The organism is Prosthecobacter sp., from assembly GCF_029946185.1.
Lineage (GTDB): Bacteria > Verrucomicrobiota > Verrucomicrobiia > Verrucomicrobiales > Verrucomicrobiaceae > Prosthecobacter.
The window spans coordinates 1-20,820 of the sequence record NZ_JAQSEA010000102.1 but is presented as its reverse complement, the minus strand read 5'-3'; the positions used below and the strand labels follow the sequence as shown (position 1 = coordinate 20,820).

At 58.6% G+C, this 20,820-nt stretch carries 18 protein-coding genes; 15 read left to right on the top strand and 3 right to left on the bottom strand.

Annotation, left to right across the window (positions count from 1 at the left end):
- Complete coding sequence (locus PSV43_RS07905) at positions 1-1,131, bottom strand: ABC transporter permease (RefSeq protein WP_300195299.1); 1,131 nt, start codon at positions 1,129-1,131, stop codon at positions 1-3.
- 364 nt (positions 1,132-1,495) lie between these two features.
- On the opposite strand from PSV43_RS07905, the gene PSV43_RS07900 reads away from it, so the two are divergent.
- The 9 genes from PSV43_RS07900 to PSV43_RS07860 all read left to right on the top strand — a co-directional run bounded on the left by PSV43_RS07900 (position 1,496) and on the right by PSV43_RS07860 (position 15,571).
- The gene (locus tag PSV43_RS07900) at positions 1,496-1,882 is read left to right on the top strand and encodes a DUF302 domain-containing protein (RefSeq protein ID WP_300195297.1); all 387 of its coding nucleotides are present in this window, start codon (positions 1,496-1,498) and stop codon (positions 1,880-1,882) included.
- Positions 1,883-1,967: 85 nt separating this feature from the next.
- On the top strand, positions 1,968-2,771 hold the full coding sequence (locus PSV43_RS07895; protein WP_300195295.1) for a hypothetical protein: 804 nt from the start codon (positions 1,968-1,970) through the stop codon (positions 2,769-2,771).
- Positions 2,772-2,817: 46 nt separating this feature from the next.
- Entirely contained in the window at positions 2,818-5,253 is a 2,436-nt protein-coding gene (locus PSV43_RS07890; protein ID WP_300195293.1) for a heavy metal translocating P-type ATPase, read from the top strand.
- 38 nt (positions 5,254-5,291) lie between these two features.
- Entirely contained in the window at positions 5,292-7,724 is a 2,433-nt protein-coding gene (locus tag PSV43_RS07885; protein ID WP_300195291.1) for a multicopper oxidase domain-containing protein, read from the top strand.
- A 233-nt stretch (positions 7,725-7,957) separates the two neighbouring features.
- Positions 7,958-9,916, top strand: coding sequence for a heavy metal translocating P-type ATPase (locus PSV43_RS07880; protein ID WP_300195289.1), 1,959 nt, complete (start codon positions 7,958-7,960; stop codon positions 9,914-9,916).
- 643 nt (positions 9,917-10,559) lie between these two features.
- Positions 10,560-11,897 (top strand): DUF2254 domain-containing protein, encoded by a 1,338-nt coding sequence (locus tag PSV43_RS07875; protein WP_300195287.1) that lies wholly within the window; start codon positions 10,560-10,562, stop codon positions 11,895-11,897.
- Between the two features lie 286 nt (positions 11,898-12,183).
- Entirely contained in the window at positions 12,184-12,957 is a 774-nt protein-coding gene (locus tag PSV43_RS07870; RefSeq protein WP_300195285.1) for a PRC-barrel domain-containing protein, read from the top strand.
- A gap of 460 nt (positions 12,958-13,417) precedes the next feature.
- Positions 13,418-14,431 carry a peptidyl-prolyl cis-trans isomerase gene (locus PSV43_RS07865; protein WP_300195283.1) on the top strand — a complete coding sequence of 338 codons (1,014 nt, stop codon included), beginning with the start codon at positions 13,418-13,420 and terminating at the stop codon, positions 14,429-14,431.
- A gap of 144 nt (positions 14,432-14,575) precedes the next feature.
- The gene (locus tag PSV43_RS07860; protein WP_300195281.1) at positions 14,576-15,571 is read left to right on the top strand and encodes a peptidyl-prolyl cis-trans isomerase; all 996 of its coding nucleotides are present in this window, start codon (positions 14,576-14,578) and stop codon (positions 15,569-15,571) included.
- Positions 15,572-15,640: 69 nt separating this feature from the next.
- Here PSV43_RS07860 and PSV43_RS07855 read toward each other — a convergent pair whose 3' ends face one another.
- Positions 15,641-16,021 carry a helix-turn-helix domain-containing protein gene (locus tag PSV43_RS07855; RefSeq protein ID WP_300195279.1) on the bottom strand — a complete coding sequence of 127 codons (381 nt, stop codon included), beginning with the start codon at positions 16,019-16,021 and terminating at the stop codon, positions 15,641-15,643.
- Positions 16,022-16,088: 67 nt separating this feature from the next.
- On the opposite strand from PSV43_RS07855, the gene PSV43_RS07850 reads away from it, so the two are divergent.
- Together PSV43_RS07850 and PSV43_RS07845 are read left to right on the top strand one after the other, a co-directional pair.
- Positions 16,089-16,415 carry a nuclear transport factor 2 family protein gene (locus PSV43_RS07850; protein WP_300195277.1) on the top strand — a complete coding sequence of 109 codons (327 nt, stop codon included), beginning with the start codon at positions 16,089-16,091 and terminating at the stop codon, positions 16,413-16,415.
- Complete coding sequence (locus PSV43_RS07845; protein ID WP_300195275.1) at positions 16,412-16,693, top strand: SDR family NAD(P)-dependent oxidoreductase; 282 nt, start codon at positions 16,412-16,414, stop codon at positions 16,691-16,693. Before PSV43_RS07850 ends, PSV43_RS07845 begins: the two co-directional genes overlap by 4 nt.
- A 445-nt stretch (positions 16,694-17,138) precedes the next feature.
- On the opposite strand, the gene PSV43_RS07840 is transcribed toward PSV43_RS07845, so the two are convergent.
- Complete coding sequence (locus tag PSV43_RS07840) at positions 17,139-17,792, bottom strand: response regulator transcription factor (RefSeq protein WP_300195273.1); 654 nt, start codon at positions 17,790-17,792, stop codon at positions 17,139-17,141.
- Positions 17,793-18,101: 309 nt separating this feature from the next.
- Between PSV43_RS07840 and PSV43_RS07835 the strand changes: the two genes are divergently transcribed.
- From PSV43_RS07835 to PSV43_RS07820, 4 genes are all read left to right on the top strand, one after another.
- Positions 18,102-18,824, top strand: coding sequence for a DUF2589 domain-containing protein (locus tag PSV43_RS07835; protein ID WP_300195271.1), 723 nt, complete (start codon positions 18,102-18,104; stop codon positions 18,822-18,824).
- A 103-nt stretch (positions 18,825-18,927) separates the two neighbouring features.
- A complete protein-coding gene (locus PSV43_RS07830; protein ID WP_300195269.1) occupies positions 18,928-19,248 on the top strand; it encodes a hypothetical protein in 321 nt (106 codons plus the stop codon).
- A gap of 14 nt (positions 19,249-19,262) precedes the next feature.
- On the top strand, positions 19,263-19,799 hold the full coding sequence (locus PSV43_RS07825; protein ID WP_300195267.1) for a DUF2589 domain-containing protein: 537 nt from the start codon (positions 19,263-19,265) through the stop codon (positions 19,797-19,799).
- 83 nt (positions 19,800-19,882) lie between these two features.
- On the top strand, positions 19,883-20,617 hold the full coding sequence (locus PSV43_RS07820) for a hypothetical protein (RefSeq protein ID WP_300195265.1): 735 nt from the start codon (positions 19,883-19,885) through the stop codon (positions 20,615-20,617).
- Positions 20,618-20,820 lie beyond the last annotated feature (203 nt).

Below are 20,820 nucleotides of genomic sequence, written 5' to 3'. Positions count from 1 at the left end.
TCAGATATCCAGCAGGGTGAAAAGGGCGGCAAAGGCGGAGTCAAAAACGACCACCATGGTGATGGCCGTGACCACGGCGCGGGTCGTGGCCTCGCCGACTGCTGCGGAGGAATTGCCGGCCTTCATTCCCTGCATGCAGCCGCTGAGGGCAATGACAGCGCCGAAGAAGACGCTCTTGATGACGCCGAGAGAGGCGGTGGTGATGGTCAAAGAGGCCACGGTTTCTGTGTAATACAGCACGGGCGGGATGCCAGAAAATGCTCCGACCAGCATGCCGCCCAAGATGCCCACGATGTCCGCATACACGGTCAGCAGGGGCATCATTAACACGAGGGCCAGGATTCGTGGCAGCACGAGAAAGTCAAAGGGATCAAAGCCGAAGGTGCGCAGGGCATCGATCTCTTCATTGGCCTTCATGCTGCCGATGTGCGCGGCAAAGGCGGCACCGGTGCGGCCGCTCATGATGATGGCGGTCATGACCACACCCATTTCCCGGACCATCGAGATGGCAACGAGATCGGCGACGTAGAGACTGGCCCCAAAGCTGGCGAGCTGCACACCGCCGACAAATGCCAGAATGAGTCCGATGAGGAAGCTGATGAGCGAAACAATGGGCAGAGCCTCCACGCCGCACTGCTGCACCGTCATCCAAAAATCCGACCTGCGGAAACGTGCCTGGCCTTTGAATAAACGACCGAGTGAGAGCACTGTCTGCCCGACAAAGTCAAACATCGTCAGGCAGGCATGCCAGGCACCTAGAGTTAGCTTGCCGAGGGTTGCTAGCTTTGAGTCATGGCTTTCCTCGGACTGGGGGCCTCCCTCCTCAGGAACCGCAAGGGCTAGCTGCAACAAGTTCCGCAGATTTTCAGGCAGGCCTTCGAAGGGGGCTGGCTGCTGGGCGTCAGCCGTCGATTTCAGTGTGCGGAGGTGGGCGAGAATGAATGCGGGGAGGGTGGAGTCATGGGAGCCCAGTGCATCCGTCTGGTAGCGGGAGGGGGCATGAGCTGGTGCAGTGCCCGTCACATTCACTTCAGGTCCTTCGCGCAGCCAATCTCCGGCGAGGGTCAGACTTACACCTTCCCCGTCTTTTTGCCAGACGGCGGTGGGTGAAGCATGAGAAGAGGGGGGCATCCAGTGGTGCAGCACAGAGAACTGCTCAATAGATGAGCATAGGAGAGAAGGACAATCAACATCCCATGCAGAAGCCGAGTTTGCCATGGGGTGAACACCCACCGGAACCGTCTGTCGGCGGGGGTGGTGAAGAGTCGGGTTGTCGCCCATGGTTCAGACAATTTTTATTCATATTCGCACAGGATACGCAATGGCAAACGGGCCCATCATAGAAAGTGACGAACTGCGCCCTGAAAATCAGCGCTTGCTCTCTGGGTGCGGTTGAATCAGCCTCATTTTATTCGGTAATAATCCTAGGCACGATTTTATCCAAGGCCGGTTGTGCCAGCAAATGCGAACCTGCCTGAAACAACCCACTCATCTTATGCTAATCCAACTAACCACTGCTAAGACGGTGAAAGAGACGGCGGCAGCGTTGCAGATAGCAGTGCCTGCCCATCAGTTCGGGGTGATGCAGGTGCATGATCTCAAAGAGACCATGTGGAAAAAGGGGGTGGATTTTGACCATGAGTGCCTGATCTTCGAAGTCTGCCAGCCGGAGCAGGCGAAGAAGGCGCTGGATCAAAACATGAGCGTCTCGACGGCGCTGCCGTGCCGGATCTCCGTCTATGAGGAAGGTGGCAGGACGACACTCGCCACTTTGAAACCCACGACTCTGCTGGCGATGTTTAACACGCCGCAACTGAACGACGTGGCCATGGAAGTGGAGGAGACTCTGATGAAAATCATGACCCAGGCGGCATCCGCGTGATGTCGTGACATGCAGTTGCCACAAAACACCTACCTTCGATGATGCTCCTGGCCATGGCGGCAGGTTGCAGGAACTACCCACACCCATGAAAGAGCACATCCCCCAAGACGGCACCGAGGTGCCGGGCACTGTCCATTTGCATCCGACTCTTGATGATGCCCGTCCAGTGCTGACCGCCAAAGCTCCGCGTGATCATGGTCCATCCAGCATTCGCATCTACAGTCACTCCTCACTGCTGTTTTGGTGGCCGGTCTGGGTGGTGGGATATGTGATGGCAGGGCTCACCTACATGCATGGTCAAGAGCAGAACTTGGAATCCACCCGGCAGATGCTGGAGTGGGTCCATCCCAGCAACAACCTGGGGGTGATCTACTTTCTCACGCTGTTCATGATCATCCTGATCACGAATTTTTCCGTGCGCGGTCTGGCGTCGGGGATGGTCATGATGGGGGGGGCGCTGCTGGCGGTGGTTCTGGCGTACGTCGGCTGGTGGGACGAGGTGTTTCGGTGGTTTGATAACCTCACGATTCATCTGAGCATGGGAGCCTACTTCTGGTTCTCCACGCTGATGTTTATCTCCTGGTTCCTCACGGTGTTTGTCTTTGACCGCCTGAGCTACTGGGAGGTGACGCCGGGGCAGCTCACGCACAAAATGCTCTTTGGCAGCGGTTCAAACAGCTACAACGCGCAGGGCATGGGGCTGGAGAAACATCGCGATGATATATTTCGCCACTGGCTCCTTGGCTTTGGTTCGGGTGACATGAAGATTCGGACGTCGGGAGCCACGCGTGAGCAGATCGATTTGCTGAATGTGCTCTTCGTGGGTTCCAAGGTGACCGCGATGCAGCGGCTCATCTCTGAGGTTCCTGAAGGGTCTGAAGATACGTAAATTCGTGGGAAATGATGCAAAGCCCAACAAGCCAAGGAACACCGCCATGAACGAAACGAAAGACCCCGTCTGCGGTATGACGGTGGACGAAGCGACGGCGCTGCACGCTGAACGCGAGGGCCAGACCTTCTACTTCTGCAGCGAGCACTGTCGCACCCAGTTTATGTCAGATGAACCGTCTGCAAAGAGGCCGGGCGCGTGCTGTGGTGGACACGGTCAGAAGACGGTCAAGCCTGCGCCTGCTGCGAAGTATTTTTGCCCCATGTGTCCGGGGGTGGCTGCGGACAAAGCGGGGGACTGTCCGAAGTGTGGGATGGCGCTGGAACGAAACCCATCCTGGGTGCCGCCGAAGGAGGGGGGAACGATCTACACCTGCCCGATGCACCCGGAAGTGCAGCAGGACCACCCCGGTGAGTGCCCGAAGTGCGGCATGGCGCTGGAACGGATGAATGCGCCGGCTGGGGCGGTTGATGAAGAGGAGAATGCGGAGCTGAATGACATGACGCGGCGCTTCTGGATCGGCGCGGTGCTGACTTTGCCGGTGTTCTTTCTGGCCATGTCGCACTTGATCCCGGCGCTGGGCCGGCAGCCGTGGATCACGGGGGATGTGTCGCGCTGGATTCAATTTGTGCTCACGACGCCCGTGGTGCTGTGGGCTGGCTGGCCGTTTTTCAAGCGCGGCTGGCGTTCGGTGATGTCGATGAACTTGAACATGTTCACGCTGATCGCGATAGGCGTGGGGGCGGCCTATGTGTTCAGCGCGGTGGCGATGCTGCTGCCGGATTTATTCCCGCATTCGATGCATCATGGCGGGAAGGTGGGCATCTACTTTGAAGCCGCCGGGATGGTCACGGTGCTGGTGCTGCTGGGGCAGGTGCTGGAACTGCGCGCGCGCAGCCGCACGGGGAGTGCGATCAAGGCGCTGCTGAATCTCGCACCGCCGACGGCGCGCAAGGTGGTGCAAGGCGGTGATGAGGAAGTGCCGCTGGATCAGGTGCAGGTGGGCGATCAATTACGCGTGGTTCCCGGTGACAAGGTGCCGGTGGATGGCGAAGTCGTGGATGGTCACTCCAGCGTGGAGGAGTCCATGATCACGGGTGAACCTCTGCCGGTGGAGAAAGGCGTGGGTGATAAAGTGACTGGCGGCACGGTGAATGGGTCGGGGAGTTTTGTCATGAAGGCGGAACGCGTGGGCAATGACACGCTGCTGGGGCAGATCGTGACGATGGTGGCGGAAGCGCAGCGCAGTCGTGCGCCGATTCAGGGGCTTGCGGACAAGGTGGCGGGGATTTTTGTGCCTGCGGTGCTGGCGGTTTCGGTGATCACGTTTGTGGTGTGGATGTGGGCGGGGCCGGAGCCCAGGCTCGCGCATGCGATTGTGAATGCCGTCGCAGTCCTGATCATTGCCTGTCCCTGCGCGCTGGGTTTGGCGACTCCCATGTCCATCATGGTCGGGGTGGGACGTGGGGCGCAGATGGGGGTGCTGGTGAAAAACGCGGAGGCGCTGGAGCTTCTGGAACATGTGACCACGCTCGTGGTGGACAAGACGGGAACGCTCACGGAAGGCAAGCCACGGCTTGTGGATGTGCTGCCTGAGGAGGGGCTTGAGAAGAACGAATTTTTGCGCCTCGCCGCCTCGCTGGAGCAGAACAGCGAGCACCCGCTGGCGGCTGCGATTGTGCTGGGTGCGAAGGATCAGAAGCTTACGCTGGAAGACGCGAAAGATTTTCGTTCGGTTACGGCGGGTGGTGTCAGCGGCACGGTGGCGGGGCGGAGGGTGCTTGTGGGCAAACCTGAATTTTTGCGGAATGAAAAGGTGAGCGGACTGGAGCCACTCGTGGCCACTGCCGTGAAACTTCAGGAGGATGGGAAGACGGCGATGTTTGTCGCCATCGACGGCAAGCCTGCGGGGATTCTCGCGGTGGCTGATCCGATCAAAGAGACCACGGCAGAGGCGATCAAGGATCTTCATGCACTCGGCTTGAAACTCGTCATGCTCACAGGTGACAACCGGCGCACGGCGGCGGCGGTGGCGAAGCAGCTCGGCCTTGATGCGGTGGAGGCGGAGATCGAACCCGCAGGGAAGGTGGCGCATGTGAAGAAGTTGCGTGATGAAGGCCAGCATGTCGCCATGGCGGGTGACGGCATCAATGATGCGCCTGCACTCAGCGAAGCAGAAGTCGGCATCGCCATGGGCACCGGCACGGATGTGGCGATGCAGAGCGCGGGGATCACGCTGGTGAAAGGGGATCTGCGCGGCATCGCGCAAGCCATTCGCTTGAGCCGTGCGACGATGAGCAACATCCGGCAGAATCTCGTTTTCGCTTTTCTTTACAACGCTCTGGGCATCCCTATCGCGGCGGGTGTGCTGTATCCATTTTTTGGCCTGCTGCTCAGCCCTATCATCGCGGGTGCCGCGATGAGCTTGAGTTCGGTTTCCGTCATCACGAATGCGCTGAGATTGAGGAGGGTGAAGCTGTGAGCTTGGCGGGCCAGTGCCACGAACCCATACCGTTTATTATGCCAAACTTTACCCGTATTCATATCGCGATCCTGCTCCTTGTCGCCCTGGCTGTGGCTCCGGCTGCGGCGGAGGTGGTGGAATACCACCTCACCATCGACGAGAAGGCGGTGAACTTCACCGGCAAGCCCCGCATGGCCATGGCGGTGAATGGCAGCATCCCGGCTCCCACGCTCACTTTCCGGGAGGGGGATGTGGCGCGGATCCATGTCACGAACTTGATGAAGGTGGAGACCTCGATTCACTGGCATGGCCTGCTGCTGCCCAACCGAATGGACGGCGTGCCGTTCATCACGTTTCCGCCCATCAAGCCGGGGGCGACTTTCGACTACGAGTTCAAGCTGCGCCCGCATGGCACCTACTGGTATCATTCGCATACGGGCATGCAGGAGCAAATGGGGCTGTATGGGGCGATCGTCATCCTCCCCCGTCAGGGTGGCGATCTGGGGGAAACGGTGGTGCTGTCTGACTGGACAGACCAAAGCCCTCACGATGTGCTGCGCTGGCTGAAGCGTGGCAGCGAGTGGCCCGCGCTTCAACGCGGGAACGCGCAGTCCCTCATCGGTGCACTGAAAGCAGGGAAATTCGGTACCTTCTGGAAGCGGGAGCTGCTGCGCATGCCGCCCATGGATCTGGCAGACGTGGCGTATGACCGCTTTCTGGCGAATGGCGAGCCGGAGCACTCCATTGCGGCGCAGCCGGGCGAGACGCAGCGACTCCGTATTGTGGACGGTTCCTCTTCCACCTTTTTCCATCTCCAGTTTGCCGGTGGTCCCATGACGGTCGTGTCTGCCGACGGTCAGGAGGTGCGCCCTCTGCAGCAGGAGCGCATGCTCATCAGCGTGGCGGAGACTTATGACGTGCTGGTGCGTACTCCGGGTCCGGGCAGCTATGAACTGCGTGCCACCGCCCATGACGGCTCTGCGTGGACGTCCATCTGGATCGGCCAGGGGACGCGGCATCCTGCTCCCAACGTCCCGCGCGCCAACCTGTACAACACCATGGGCAAACTTCAGCCCTCCACCATCTTTGCCCTCACGCCGGGCGGCACCATGGGCATGCCGGACAGCAAGGTCAATGCAGGCAAGTTTGACCACCCTGGTGTGATGGGTGGCATGATGACCATGGCGGAAATGATGGGCGGGAGCAGCGACCAAATGAAGCATGACATGCCGATGGGCGGCATGGCCATGGACCACGACATGCCAGTGAATGGTGGGACAATGAAACATGACATGCCGATGAGCGGCATGGATCACGAAATGCCCATGAATGGCGACCAAATGAAACATGACATGCCGATGGGCGGCATGGCCATGGACCATGGCATGATGACGGACAGCCAACGGCCCGGAAGTCCGCACTCAGGCAAAGTTTACACCTGGGACTACACTCCGCTGGGGACGGATGTGTCCTCCCGCAAGCCGCTGGCCATGGATGGCATGGGGCCGCGCCCCTGGCCGTCCTACAAAGAGCTGCGCTCTGTCAAAAACACCGCACTCTCTCCGCAGCGGCCTGTGCGTGAGGTTCGCCTGACACTGGACGGGGACATGGAGCGCTATGTGTGGTCTTTGAACAACACGACGCTCTTTGCCAGCGACGCCATCAAGATCAACCGGGGCGACACCGTGCGCTTCATCATGATCAACCGCACGATGATGCACCACCCGATGCACCTGCACGGCCACTTCTTCCGCGTGATCAACGGCCAGGGCGACCACGCGCCGCTGAAGCATACCGTGGACGTCCCGCCCATGGAGACCACGGTCATTGAATTCGCCGCCGAGGAGGTGGGGGACTGGTTCTTCCACTGCCATCTTCTCTACCATATGGAGAGCGGCATGGCGCGCGTTGTGCATTACGACGGCTTTTCTCCCGCTGCGGACACGGGGCCGCTGCGGCAAATGCTCTACCGGGATCCATTCTTCTTCTGGGGGGTGGCCGACGGCCTCACCAACATGACGCAGGGCTACCTTCAGTACTCGAACACGCGGCACATCTTCAATCTGGAATGGGAGGCGGGCTGGGGTGGTGTGCCCGGCACGCAGTGGGAGACCACCGCGCTCTACCAGCGGTACTTTAACCGCTTCTTCCGTGCCATCGCCGGGCTCAACACCCAGGGCACAATCACGGGGGATTCCTTTGACACCCATACTGACTCCAACCGGGGCCTGCTGGGAGTGATGTACCTCCTGCCCCTCAATCTCGGCCTGACCGCCTGGGCGGACACGGACGGTGGCGGACGGTTTGCCATCGGCCGCAGCATCCACATCACCCCGCGTCTCATCTTGGGCGGAGAGGTGGACTATGACATCCACGACTCTTGGGAAGGGCGCGTGAATCTGGCCTATACCCTGAGCCGCAGCACCTCCGTCGTCAGCCAATGGCATTCCGACTACGGCTGGGGCGTGGGCATGCGCATCCGTTTTTAGACGGGCGGTCCGGGCCGCCCCGCATATCTTCAAGGTTGTGTGCAGCGTCAAAATGCCCTTAAAGAACGTATTGCTGAAGGTGCTGTCATTTTTTCAGGACGACGTGCCGGATGTGAACATGAATTCGACCCCTGGCTGGTACACGACACTATGAAAAAGTTTGGCAGCACGATAAATACTGTGGTCCCTGATGCCGCACTCAGCCCTGTGCTGGGTCTGAAGGAGGCGAAGATATGATGCCCGAACCTTCGGAGCATGACCAAGGCCCTGAGCATGGTGGCGCACCGCACTTTCTTCCGCACTGGATGCAGGAGCGCTGGACGGCGCTGAAGGTCGCCGTTGCGGGGCTGGCGTTGGCGGTCGGGTTCTTTGGGGAGGAGTTCTTTGAGCTTCCACATGCCATTGCGCTGGGGTTTTACCTGCTGGCCTATCTGGCGGGTGGCTACGATGTAGCGCGTGAGGCTTTGCCGGCCATGTTTCGTGGCAAGCTAGACATTGATCTGCTGATGATCGCGGCGGCAGCGGGGGCGGCCTTGCTGGGCGAATGGGCTGAAGGCGCGTTTCTGCTGTTTCTATTTGCACTCGGTCATGCGGGGGAGCAGTACGCGCTGGATCGTGCGCGCAATGCCGTGGGTGTGCTCGGGAAACTGATGCCGCGCACGGCCTTTGCCAAGCGTGGCGCTAGGCTGGAAGAAGTGCCGGTGGAAGAACTTGCGGTGGATGATGTCGTCGTGGTGAAGCCCGGCGAGCGCGTGCCGGTGGATGGTGTCATCACCGCTGGGGAGAGCAGCATTGATCAAAGCGCGATCACGGGGGAGAGCGTGCCGGTGGAGTGCAAAGCTGGCGATGAGGTTTTTGCGGGAACGATCAATCAGGACAACGCGCTGGATGTGCGCATGACGCGGCTGGCGCGTGACAACACGCTGGCGCGGGTGATGAAGCTCGTCGCCGAGGCGCAGGAGCAAAAGAGTCCGACGCAGCGCTTCACGGAGACGTTTGCGCGCCGGTTCGTTCCGGCGGTGCTCATTGGCACGCTGCTCGTCATTGTGCTGCTGCCGCTGCTGTTTGGATGGACGTGGAGCGCGAGTTTTTACCGTGGCATGCTGCTGCTGGTGGCGGCTTCACCGTGTGCGCTGGCCATCGGCACACCTGCTGCCGTGCTGGCAGGCATCGCCCAGGCGGCGCGCCGTGGTGTTTTGATCAAAGGCGGGGTGCATCTGGAGAATCTCGGACATCTGGACACCGTGGCGCTGGACAAGACCGGCACACTCACCACCGGTCAATTTGCGGTAACGCAGGTCATTGGCTTTGACGGCACGGCAGAGGATGAGGTGCTGCGCATCGCCGCTGCTGTCGAAGAGCAAAGCAGTCATCCGCTGGCTGCGGCCATCGTGAAGACTGCCAAGGAGCGTAACATCACCTTTCCCACGGCCACTGAGATCGAAAACCTCGCGGGCAAGGGCATGAAGGCGCGAGTCGAAGGTGCGGACGTTTTGGTGGGGGCCATGCGGGCCTTTGCTGCCGATCCTGCAGCGAAAAAAGGCGGGTCGCTTGCCGAGACGATTGCCAGGCTCGAAGGCGAAGGCCAAACGACGGTGATCATCCGATTTGCGGGGAAATTCATCGGCGTCATCGCGCTCGCGGACGAGCCGCGGGTCTTGGTCAAGGAGGTGATGCAACGGCTGCGGGCGCAGGGCATTGACCGTCTGATCATGCTCACTGGAGACAACGCTTCGGTGGCCCATCGGATCGCAGAGCAAGTGGGCATCACGGAGGTGCGTGCGGAGCTGCTGCCGGGTGACAAGCTGACCTTGATCCGTGAACTCCAGCATGGTCACGGCGTCATTGCGATGATCGGTGACGGAGTCAATGATGCCCCCGCACTGGCCGCAGCCTCAGTGGGCGTGGCGATGGGCGCAGGCGGTACGGCAGTGGCCCTGGAGACGGCCGATGTGGTGCTGATGGGCGATGATCTCGGCAAGCTGCCTTTCGCGATTGGCCTGAGCCGGGCCAGCGCACGCATCATCCGCCAGAATCTCGTCATCGCGCTCGGTGTCATTGGCATGCTGCTGATCGCCTCGGGGTTTGGCGTCATCCCGCTCAGCGTTGCTGTGGTGCTGCACGAAGGCAGCACTCTGGTGGTCGTCTTGAATGCCTTGCGACTCCTCGCGTGGCACGAGAAAATGGGGTGAGGGTGTTACGTGATTGCTTGGGCTTGAAGACGTTCAAATGAGTCCTCTGCGGTGCAACGATGACAAGGACAGAAACTGCCTGTCCTGAATGGCACTTGAATAAGGAGGAGCATCGTGGGCTTTTGGAGCTGAAGGACGCTCAAGCAACGCGACAGCGTCTTGGACTGCGGTGGCTGAGATGCACGGCGCAAGCCTGGCATCGGCGACACCGCTTTCGTGGGGTGTTGGACGTTCTTCGTCCTCAGCTCGTCCTCCGGCCTGCGAAAGCGGCGTCGCGCCCAGGCTTGCCGCACGCAGTCCAAGACGCAGTCGCGCTCGCGTAAGTGCTGGGCCAAAGCGCTACTCACAGTCGCGGAGCGCGGACTTGAGTCCGCAGCAGGTGGTCCGCGTGGGACGTGTGATGGCTTGCACGGAATGCCGCAAACACGGTGATGCTCGGTGTCGCGAAAGCAGCGTGCCAAAGCGGGGCGGGTGAGTGCTGCGGAGTGCAGCGGAATAAATTCCGCGCTCCGAGGAGCGCTGCGCGTAGGCAGTGAGTTTTACGATCTACGCCCTTAATCAAGGCCATTCCTGGTCTGAGATACGAACGTAGTCGTGGGGCCGTGCTTCTTGATTCGGCCACATACAGATGAAAGGTGCATGCATGAACAGACTGAAGCGACTTTGGTGCAGACTGCGGGACAGTTTTTGGTTCGTTCCCTCGCTGATGGTCGCTCTCAGCATGGTGCTGGCCATTTCGCTGATCGAACTTGATTCGAGCGGGCTGAAGTATTTGCTGGGGCGCTGGCCGCGTGTCTTTGGTGCGAGTGCGGAAGGTGCACGGGGAATCCTTTCCACCATCGCGGGCTCCATGATGACGGTGGTGGGCATCACTTTCTCGATGATTCTGGTGACGCTGACGCTGGCCTCCAGCCAGTACACGTCACGCATCTTGCGCAATTTTGTGCGGAACCGTATCACTCAGGTGGTGCTGGGATTGTTTGCCGGGATTTTCACGTACTGCCTGGTGGTGCTGCGGACGATTCGCGGTGGAGATTTGAATGAGTTTGTTCCCAGCCTCTCGGTGACCGTGGCCGTTCTGTTTGCGATTGTTGGTATCGCCGTTCTCATCTTTTTCATCCATCATAATGCCCCATCTATTCAGGCATCGCGCATCATCGCTGCGGTCGCTGAAGAGACCCTGAACGCCATTGAGCGGCTTTTTCCTGGAAAGCTCGGGGAGGGTGCGGGAAGTGAGGCTGAAGAGGCGTCGCGGGGGACCGTGATTGAACGTAAGTGGCAGGCCATTCCTGCGCCGAGGAACGGCTACATCCAGAGCATCGATGACAGCACGCTGCTGTGTTTGGCAAGGGAGCAGAAGACTGTGGTGCGGATGGAGTGCGGGATTGGCGGGTTTGTGGTGCAGGGCACGCCGCTGGTTATGATCGGCCTAGACGAAGTGCCGGACGATGACGTCATCGCTGCTTTGCAGAATGCGTATGGCATCGACCGTCACCGCACCGTTGAGCAGGATGCGGGGTTTGGCATCAGGCAGCTGGTGGACATGGCGCTGAGGGCTCTTTCTCCCGGCATCAATGACACCACCACGGCGGTGATGTGCGTGGATTATCTGAACACGATTCTGTCACGGCTGGCGAGCCGGGAGATCCCTTCATCGTTCCGGTATGAGGACGGCGAGCTGAGAGTGATTGCCATCGGGCCGAGCTTTGAGAAGCTCGTGTCAGAGTCCTTTGATCAGATTCGCGGCAGCTCTGCGGGCAACCTCGCCATCATGCTGAGGATGCTCGGAGCGCTGCATACGATCGGGAGTTTTACGGAGAGCGCAGCGCGCCGGGAGGTGCTCAGCCTCCATGCGCTGCACCTTGCCGAACTGGCGGAAGAGAGCCTCAAATTTCAGCCTGACCGCGAGTGCTTTGATATGCGCTATGACACTTTTGGTTTCACCAGGGCGCGCACGAAGCTTTCCAGACTCAGCCCCTGAGAGAAGATGGAGAAGATGGAGAGGATGACGATGACGTAGGTCACGGCCCGCACGATTTCGCGTTCGCGGCTGGAGGCCACTCGCAGATACAGGACGGCATGGTGGGGTTTTACCCCATGGCGTGGCAGTAGCGCCAGCTTCAAGCTCTCTTGCGCAAGAGATGTGATTCGTGTCGTAAATGACCACGGTCAGACCCCGTGGCAGATGCGTTTTAGTAAGTGAACGGTGAGGGCAAACCTTTAAAAGCCCCGCTCCTTTTTTTGAACTAACCAACCCCAACAATCTTATGTTACTCAAAGCAAACACACTCAAAGGATTCAAACTGGCCAGCCTCGATGGCGAGGTGGGCACGGTCAGTGAATTTTACTTCGATGACCAGCACTGGACCGTTCGCTACATGGTGGCAGACACCGGCGGCTGGCTCAGCGGGAGGCAGGTTTTGATCTCGCCATATGCACTGGTCGGCGCAATCAAAGAAGATGAGGCCATCGTGGTGAACCTTACCCAGCAGCAGATCCAGGACAGCCCGTCTCTGGAAAGTGACAAGCCCGTGTCACGCCAGTTCGAACAGGACTACCATGGCTACTATGGCTGGCCGATGTACTGGGGCGGTCCGATGATGTGGGGCGCCTACCCCTACCTGGTGCGGGATCCCAATCAATGGAACACAGCGACTGAGACTGAACCCGAGAAATCATGGGATCCGCATTTGCGGAGCACTGATGCGGTGACGGGTCATCACATTCAAGCGACGGATGGGGAGATCGGCCATGTGGTGGACTTCATCCTTGATGACGAGACCTGGGCCATTCGCTACCTCGTGGTGGACACGCGCAACTGGTGGCCGGGCAAGAAGGTGCTGATTTCACCGCAGTGGATCGAGCGTGTCAGCTGGAGTGAACTGAAAGTGTTCGTGAAGCTTTCACGCGAGTCCGTGAAGGCATCGCCTGAATACACGGAAGAAGGGCTCATTTCCCGTGACTACGAGAGTGGTCTGTTCCGGCATTATGAAAGAGACGGCTACTGGGCGCATGAGAAGGAAAGAAACACCTCCGAATAGCCTTGGAACCGAATCAGCAGGCACTCAGCTTGTCGCGGGTGAGATGGTGCAACCCATCCCGCTCGCGATGAACTCGCTGCTGCCCGCTGCCGATGGACAACGTTGACTTGCATCATCCCGGCCTGTTGAATCCGCACCACCGGTTCATCGCTGGCTGGTCGTGTCTCATGGCGTGAGAAGGCCCTGTGACTGTTGTCACAGCGGCAAGGGGTATGTGTAGAGGATTCCGCGACAAAAGTTTTTCAACTTTGGGCCAGCCTGACTTCATGAATTTTGCGCTGATCCGAGGTTCAGAAACGTTATTTTAGCAGAGGTTTCTCCCATGCCGATGCGAGTGACAGAAGAAGATGTTTTTGAAAGGCTAGGACTAAAAACTATCGAGAGCTGATCGACGAAAAAAAGCGTGTGTTATCCAATTATTATGAAGCTGACCACAACGAGAGATCACTGTTTGCCCGCCATGGAAGTGCGGACTGATTTCAGATGTCGGGTGAAGTGCGCTGGCGTGGCAGCGGTGTGGCTGCTCATGACGCTGGCAGGAGATGCAGACGCCCGTGCGCTGAGTGCGGACGCGGAGAGGGAGCGCCACCAGGACCAGGCGGTGGCGAAGGTAAACGGGATGCCGATTTTTGCCTCCGACCTCAACGCGATGATCAAAGCGGAAGAGCGGGTGCTGAAGGTGCGACTGGCCCATGATCCGGCCCGACTGGCGAAGGCGCTGGCAGACGTGAAACGCAATGCGCTCGATGGACTCATCGACTTTCAACTGATGGAGGATGAGTTTTTCCGCCTGGGCGGCATGATCAGCAAAGAGGCCATTGATGAAGATGTGAAGCTGGCCATCCAAGAGGCATTCAAGGGGAACCGTGAGGCGTTGATGGCGGAACTCAACGCGATCGGCATGACCTATGACAAGTACCGCAAGCTGAGAGAACGGATCATCATCGTCGACGCGGTGCGTGCGCGGATAGCGAACAACGTGGTGGTGACGGACAAGATGGTGCGGGAGCACTATGAAAAAAACCAGCAGCGCTGGCGTGAGCCGGTGTCGGTGAAGTTTCACACGCTGACAATCTTTAATACGACTGCCAATGCCCGCACGGTGGCGGAAAATCTGCGCACGCGGCTGGTGAACGGGGGCGATTTTGCGGTGATGGCGCGTGCGAACAGTAAAGACAGCCGTGCGGATGACGGTGGTGCCTGGCCGTGGACCCGCATTTCGGATATCAATGCGACCGTGGGTAAAACCATCGTGAAGATGAAAAAGGGGGAGGTCAGCGAGGTGCTGGAACAGTCGGGTACTTTTATCCTCCTGCGAGTGGATGATGTCAGGGAGCCGGATCCGAAGCCGTTTGAAAGCGTGAAGGCTGAAGTGAAAATGTCCCTGATGGAAGAGCTGGGCAGGGAACGGATCGAGAACCGGCTGTGCCAGCTGCGTGAGGCGGCGGATATTCTGAAGTGGGGACCGGCATAAGGAGCGTTCTGACACGAAGTGACTGATGCCATTTTGTGCCATGAAACCCGTCTGCGGGGAGCCAGGGGCTGTCACTGAGGAGGACGCATATTCGACTTGCCACCAGCGATGCTGCCAACATTCTATGAGTCATAGTCACCTTTCATGAACCCCTTCCGTGCCTTTTTCCTGATAGTCCGCGCATGCGGTGCATGGCTGGCGATGGTGCTGGCGGGGGGCGGTGCTGCCTGTGGGCAGGCACCCGAGGAAAAGACGCTGGACCGGATGGTGGCCAAGGTGAACGGCGCGCCGATCTTGGACTCGGATCTCAAGCACATGACCGCAGCGCAGGCGCAGGTGATCCGGCACCAGTTTGCGGATGATCCGAAGAAGCTGGAGAAAGAAATGGCCGGCGTGAGGCTGAATGCGCTCGACACCCTCATTGACAGCCAGTTGCTGGCGGATGAGTTTTACAAAATCGGCGGCGTCATGGAGCCGGAAATTTTGGGTAAGGATCTGACGCAGATTATCCAGGTGGGGTTCAGGGGGAACCGCGAGGCCTTCATGGCGGACCTGGCTAAAAACGGACTGGCCATGGAGAAGTTTCGCGAACTGCGGGAGCGCATGATCATCATGAACGTGATGCGCGCGCGAATCGCGGGCAAGGTGGAGGTCACGGACGAGAGCGTGCAGGAGCACTTCGAAAAGAACCTGCGGCGCTGGAGCGGTCCGCAAAAGGTGAAGCTGCACACGGTGACGGTGAGCAAGATGTCTGCTGATGCCCGCAGTGTGGCGGAGAGCCTGCACAGGAAGCTGACGGAGGGCGGCGACTTCGAGGAGATCGCCCGCAAGAGCAGCGCGGACAGCCATGCGGCGCGCGGGGGTGAGTGGAAGTGGATTTACCTTTCAGACCTCACGGACAAGGTGAGCGAGGGCGTCCTGGCGACAAAAAAGGGGGAGATCAGCGCGGTGATGGAGCAAGTGGACGCCTACATCATCTTGCGTGTGGATGACCTTCAGGCGGGCGAGCCGAAACCGTTTGAAAGCGTGAGGGGTGAAGTGGTCGCATCGCTCATGGATGAGGTGAGCAGAGAGAGAGTTGAAAAACGGATGATGGAGCTGCGTGCGGTGGCGGACATTCAGCGGATGGGGGCGGAGTAGGGGCAGGGGGAGCTGACTGATTCCCTTCAGCGGGTTCCAGAGGAACTGGACGAACGGCGCGTGCTGGAATTACTTTTGCTGGAAGTCCTCGCGGGCTGCGGCCCATTTCAGGATGGCGCCCAGTACTGGGCAGAGGGACTGGCCCCAAGGGGGCAGGGAGTATTCGACCTTGGGCGGGATCACGGGATAGACGGCGCGGTGTACGATGCCGTCTTTCTCCAACAGGCGGAGCTGCTGGGCCAGCATCTTCTGCGTGACAGCGGGGATGGCGCGTTCGAGCTCGGAGAACCGCCTGATTTTGCCACCGAAGAGCTGGAAGAGGATGAGAAACTTCCAGCGGCCCTCCAGCATGCGGAGCGCCTGCTCCACACCTTCGGCCGCTGTGACGGGTGTCCAGGCAATGGGCTTCTTCTTCAATGTGACACTTACTTTTTTGTGGGTTCCTGCCATTTTGTAAGTCCGTGGTTCGATGGTGGGCGGTCAGAATTCAGACCGTCAAAGCGAGAATAGATAGACCATGAAAACGACACCTCCCCAAGTGCTTTCCGACTACTTCGCGGCTGTCAATGACGGTCGCACCGATGACGCTGCTGCATGCTTTTCTGCTGATGCGCTGGTGCATGATGAAAGTCATGACCATCAGGGGCGGGAGGTGATCAGGGCGTGGATGGAAGAGACGACGCTGAAGTATCACCCGAAGGTGGTGGTGACGCAGATCCAGGATGTGGGCAGGGCTTTTGCCGCCACGGGAATGGTGTCTGGGACGTTCCCCGGCAGCCCGTTGCAGTTCGACTACACATTCACCGTGAGCGGTGAAGAAATCTCTCACCTGAGCATCCGATGAACGCACTTTCATTCAACATTGACCCTGCGGAGTTTGCGGGCAAACGCGTGTTTGTCAGCGGTGGCACGAAGGGCGCGGGCGAGGCGATCGTGCGCAGGCTGGCTGCGGCAGGTGCGATGGTCTTCACTGCGGCCCGCTCAGCTCCAGAGGATGCGGCTCTGCCTGCGAGGTTCATTGCGGCTGATCTGGGGACGGCGGCGGGCACGGAGGAGGTCGCGCGAGTGTTGCGTGAGGAGTGTGGCGGGGTGGACAATTTGATCCACAACCTCGGCGGATAGAACGCACCGGGTGGTGGCTTCGCGGCGCTGACGGATGACATCTGGCTGGAGGAGCTGAATCTCAACCTGCTGGCTGCGGTGCGTCTGGATCGCGCCCTGGTGCCGGGCATGACCGCAGGAGGCGGGGGTGCGTGGCCGTCGATCCGCATTTTGGAAATCAACGCGACCGTGGGTGAAACCATCGGGAAGATGAAAAAGGGGGAGGTCAGCAGGTGCTGAAACAGTCGGGCACTTTTATCCTCCTGCGGCTGGATGACATCAGGGAGCCGGATCCGAAGCCGTTTGAAAGCGTGAAGGCTGAAGTGAAAATGTCACTGATGGAAGAGATGGGCAGGGAACGGATGGAGAACCGGCTGGTGAGGCGGCGGATATCCTGAAGCTGGGACCGGTGTAGGGGGCGGAGGCAAATGTTGCCCTGCCTTGCAGGCGAGGTGCACTGAGCGGGTCAATTCCCGACATGGAGGGTCGCTTGACGGCGCAGTTCAGCATTGTTTTTGAGGCCGAATTTTTGCTTCATGCGGAGAATGTGAGATTCCACTGTCTTGATGCTGATGCCTGCCTGCAGCGCGACCTGCTTCATGGGTACACAATGGCCGATTAGGCGGTAGATCTGCAGTTCGCGCTCTGTCAGCACCTGTTCGGCCTGCTGCCCCTTGGCCACTAACGGCCGTGCCATCTCCCGTGAATGATCCTCGGCCACGCAGGGGGTCATGTGAAGCCTGCCGTTGGCAGCGGCGGTGAGAGCGGCGAGGATGGACTTTTTGTTGTCCCGATGGGAAGTCACCGCTGAGGCACCCGCTTTAAAGGCCTGTTCGATCACTACATTGGGGAGGTGGCCGCAAAAGATGACGAACCGGATGTTTGCCTGCCAGTGGAGCAGTTTCTTCATGAAGATGAAGCCGTCGCCATTTTCCATGGTGGGATCCAGCACGAGGAGATCCGGCTTCGTCTGGACGCATAGATCATGCGCCCGGGTGAGATTGGCGGCTTCACCACAGTGGCGCATCTCCGAGTCAATGGTGATCAGGTGTTGCCAGGCAAGCCTCAGCATGGGCAATGGATTAGCAACAGCGACCTTTTTCCCGAGAAGTGGATTCATCTGAAAACTTTAGAATAGAATAAATAGAATAACCTAAATTAAATGGAGTGCCTATTCGATTACGAGATAAAAAATAGAATAATATCGCAGGGCCAATAAGGGGTTTACCTGATAAATAAAGAAGGGTTTTCACTGCGCTGACAGAACGCCTTCGCCGCTCCTGAATGAGGCGTCACGGGATTCTGACCCCGATTCTTGATCTAGGATGCATGAGGCTCACTCCGAGCTGCATCTCTCCTGGAGTTTGACAAGGCAGGGTCCCAAAAACAGCAAGCGCCTAAACCAACTCAACACGGAAAGAACAAACATATGGCTGACGACGGACTAGTTTCAATCGCGGATCAGTTTAAAGGGCTGCCAATGGAGGATCTCATCGGGGGCCCCCTCGCGGCAGCATGCAAAGCCAACCTCTCGCTGGCGAATGCGACGGCGGATTACATCCAAAGAATCGGCTTCATGCCGCCAGTGCTGGACAAGGATGGGAAGCCGGTAGGCGCAGTGACCGGCGGGGCGCGCATGGTGGACTTTGAGTTCGAACGTCCCGGCCAAAGCCTGGACGATGGCTCTCCGACCGTGGAAACCGTCAAGCTCAAGGTGCCCATGCTGGCGATCGTGCCGATCCCGAACCTGCAGATTGACTCGGTGGACATCACTTTCGACATGGAGGTGAAGTCCTCGACCAGTGAGAAATCATCCAAAGACTCCGAAGGCAGCTTCTCCGCCGATGCGAAAGTGGGATGGGGGTGCTTCAGTCTGTCGGTGCATGTGGAAGGCAAGGTGGCCTCACATCAGGAAAACGCGCGCTCTTCCGACAACTCGGCGCGATACCACGTGGAAGTGCATGCCAAAAACGCAGGCATGCCTGAAGGGCTCTCGCGTGTGCTCGACATCATGGCATCGGCGGCCACACCGCGTTCGATCGAAGCCCGCCCAATGATCAACACGGGTGGCGACGCTGATCCGAAAGCAGCGCCGAAACTGGTGGATACCAGCTCGCAGGAGCGAGATCTGCAGGGCACCGGAAAAAAGTAGCACCTCCTGAGCCGGCGGAGATGAAGCAGACCGGGCCCGCAAAGCCCGCCCGCAACGTCTCCGTACGGAGGAAACCTTCCAAATAGGTCAACCCTAGTCCTTTGTGAACGGCCAAGAAAACACTGTCGCTGATCTGAGCGAGGTCGCCTACGTTGTACGAATCAGCGTGGGCGGCCTCAATCCGAACTACCCAAACACCGAGACGGAAGCGACGCAGGCGATGGAGTTTCTCAATCGCTGCCTGACTGAAATGCCCAAAGGGCGGATCATCGGCAAGGAAATGGGGGTAGGGGTTTTCCAGTTCGGAGAGCACCAGATCACCACGCAAAAAATAACCTACCACGTGGGCTTCAAGCGTCAGCCGCACTGGCTGATTGAGGAAGCCAAGAACCGCAAGCCGTGGCTCAAGGTGGGCTCCAAGTAACGACCAATACAACTATGGCTACTCTCACATCACTGGATGAACTGCTGCGTGCGATCCATAACGCAGGGATCGAGGCGCAGAAACTTACCGAACAGCAGCACGTGCGGCAGTTGCGGCGTTATTTCAAGGAAGACGGCACGCCGATCACCATGGCGATCAAGCTGCCCAATGCGCAATACGATCCGAATGTCGCGAAACAGCAATTGGCTGGGAAAACGGGCGGGGGAGAGCTGGACCACCGGGCTGAGCAGTATGTGGAATTTGATGCTCCACTGCTGAGCCTGGTGCCACCTGGAACGCTGCGCATCAAGACGATGGATGTAAGGTTCAAGGTGAAGCTGCAGGGGCTGCTAGGCGACGATGGGGACACCTCGACCGACCCTGTGACCAAGGTCGAGCACCATACCAAGGGGCCGCTGCGTGTCGAAATGGGCGGTGGGATGTTCACTAAAAAGTCACAGCTGGCAGATATCTCCATTACCTTTGAGGGCACCGATCCGCCGGAGTCGCTGATGAAGATCAATGACCACTTTCTACGCAGCTTTCCGTGAATTTTTTGCGACATGATTCTGCGCTGAAAATGCTGAGTGAGCAGACGGCCGTTATTCCCGACCACCACTGAGGCACATCCCCCATGGCAAAGAATTCAACCCAAAAGCCGGAAGCTGAGAGCAGGAAACGGCAGCGAGAGGCTGAACCGCCTGAAGAAAAGCTTCCAGCGAAGCGAAGAAAGCCCTCCAATGTGGAGAAAGCTCCGCAGTTCTTCAAACGCCCGAAGTATACCAGTTGCGGATCCAAATGTGGCGGGAAGCTTTCCACCGCGGTGCTGGGGCCGAATGGCTATCTCAGTGTCAACACGGATGCGGCTTCAAACAAGCCATCTGGAATCACGGCGGCCAGGAAGAAGTATCCTCAGTACGGATTTAAAGCGGGGCATCTGCTAAACGCGACCTTTGGCGGAGATGGGAAAGATGCCAACAACCTGATGATACTCACGGCCAGCGCGAACGTGAAGTGCAACAAGTTTGACAACAGGGTGAAGGAGGCCATCCAGGAGCTGCATGGTTTCTATGAGAAGCTGTGTGATAAATACGCGGACATCTCGCAGGTGAAATTTGGCATTCAAGTCGAAGTGGAGGTGGAAGCTCTGACCTGGGGATACAAGCCGCCGGAGTGCTGGATCCACAAAACTTTTTTCATGAGCGCGAGCACCGTCGATTCGGTGGATGTGGAGTCATTGAAAGACAGCAACGGTGAAAAACTCAAGCTCTCGGACAAAGAAAAAAAGGACATCGAAGGGGCGGCCGAAAAAGTCGAAAATGCGCTGGCCTCCTGTACAAAGATGAGGATCGATAACACCCAGGCCTGACCCCTCCAAAGCCATGTTTTTGATGTGCCTGTCTCGACTGGATCTGTGTCAAAAATTTGCACGCTGACCTCATTTATTTGAGTGAAAAACAACCTGTAATTACAAATGAAAACAGCCTACAGAAACGCCATGGCACTGCCTCCTAAAGTTGCCTTTTTAGTTGATAACAGTGACGCAACTCCGCTGGCAGCCATCACGGCTTT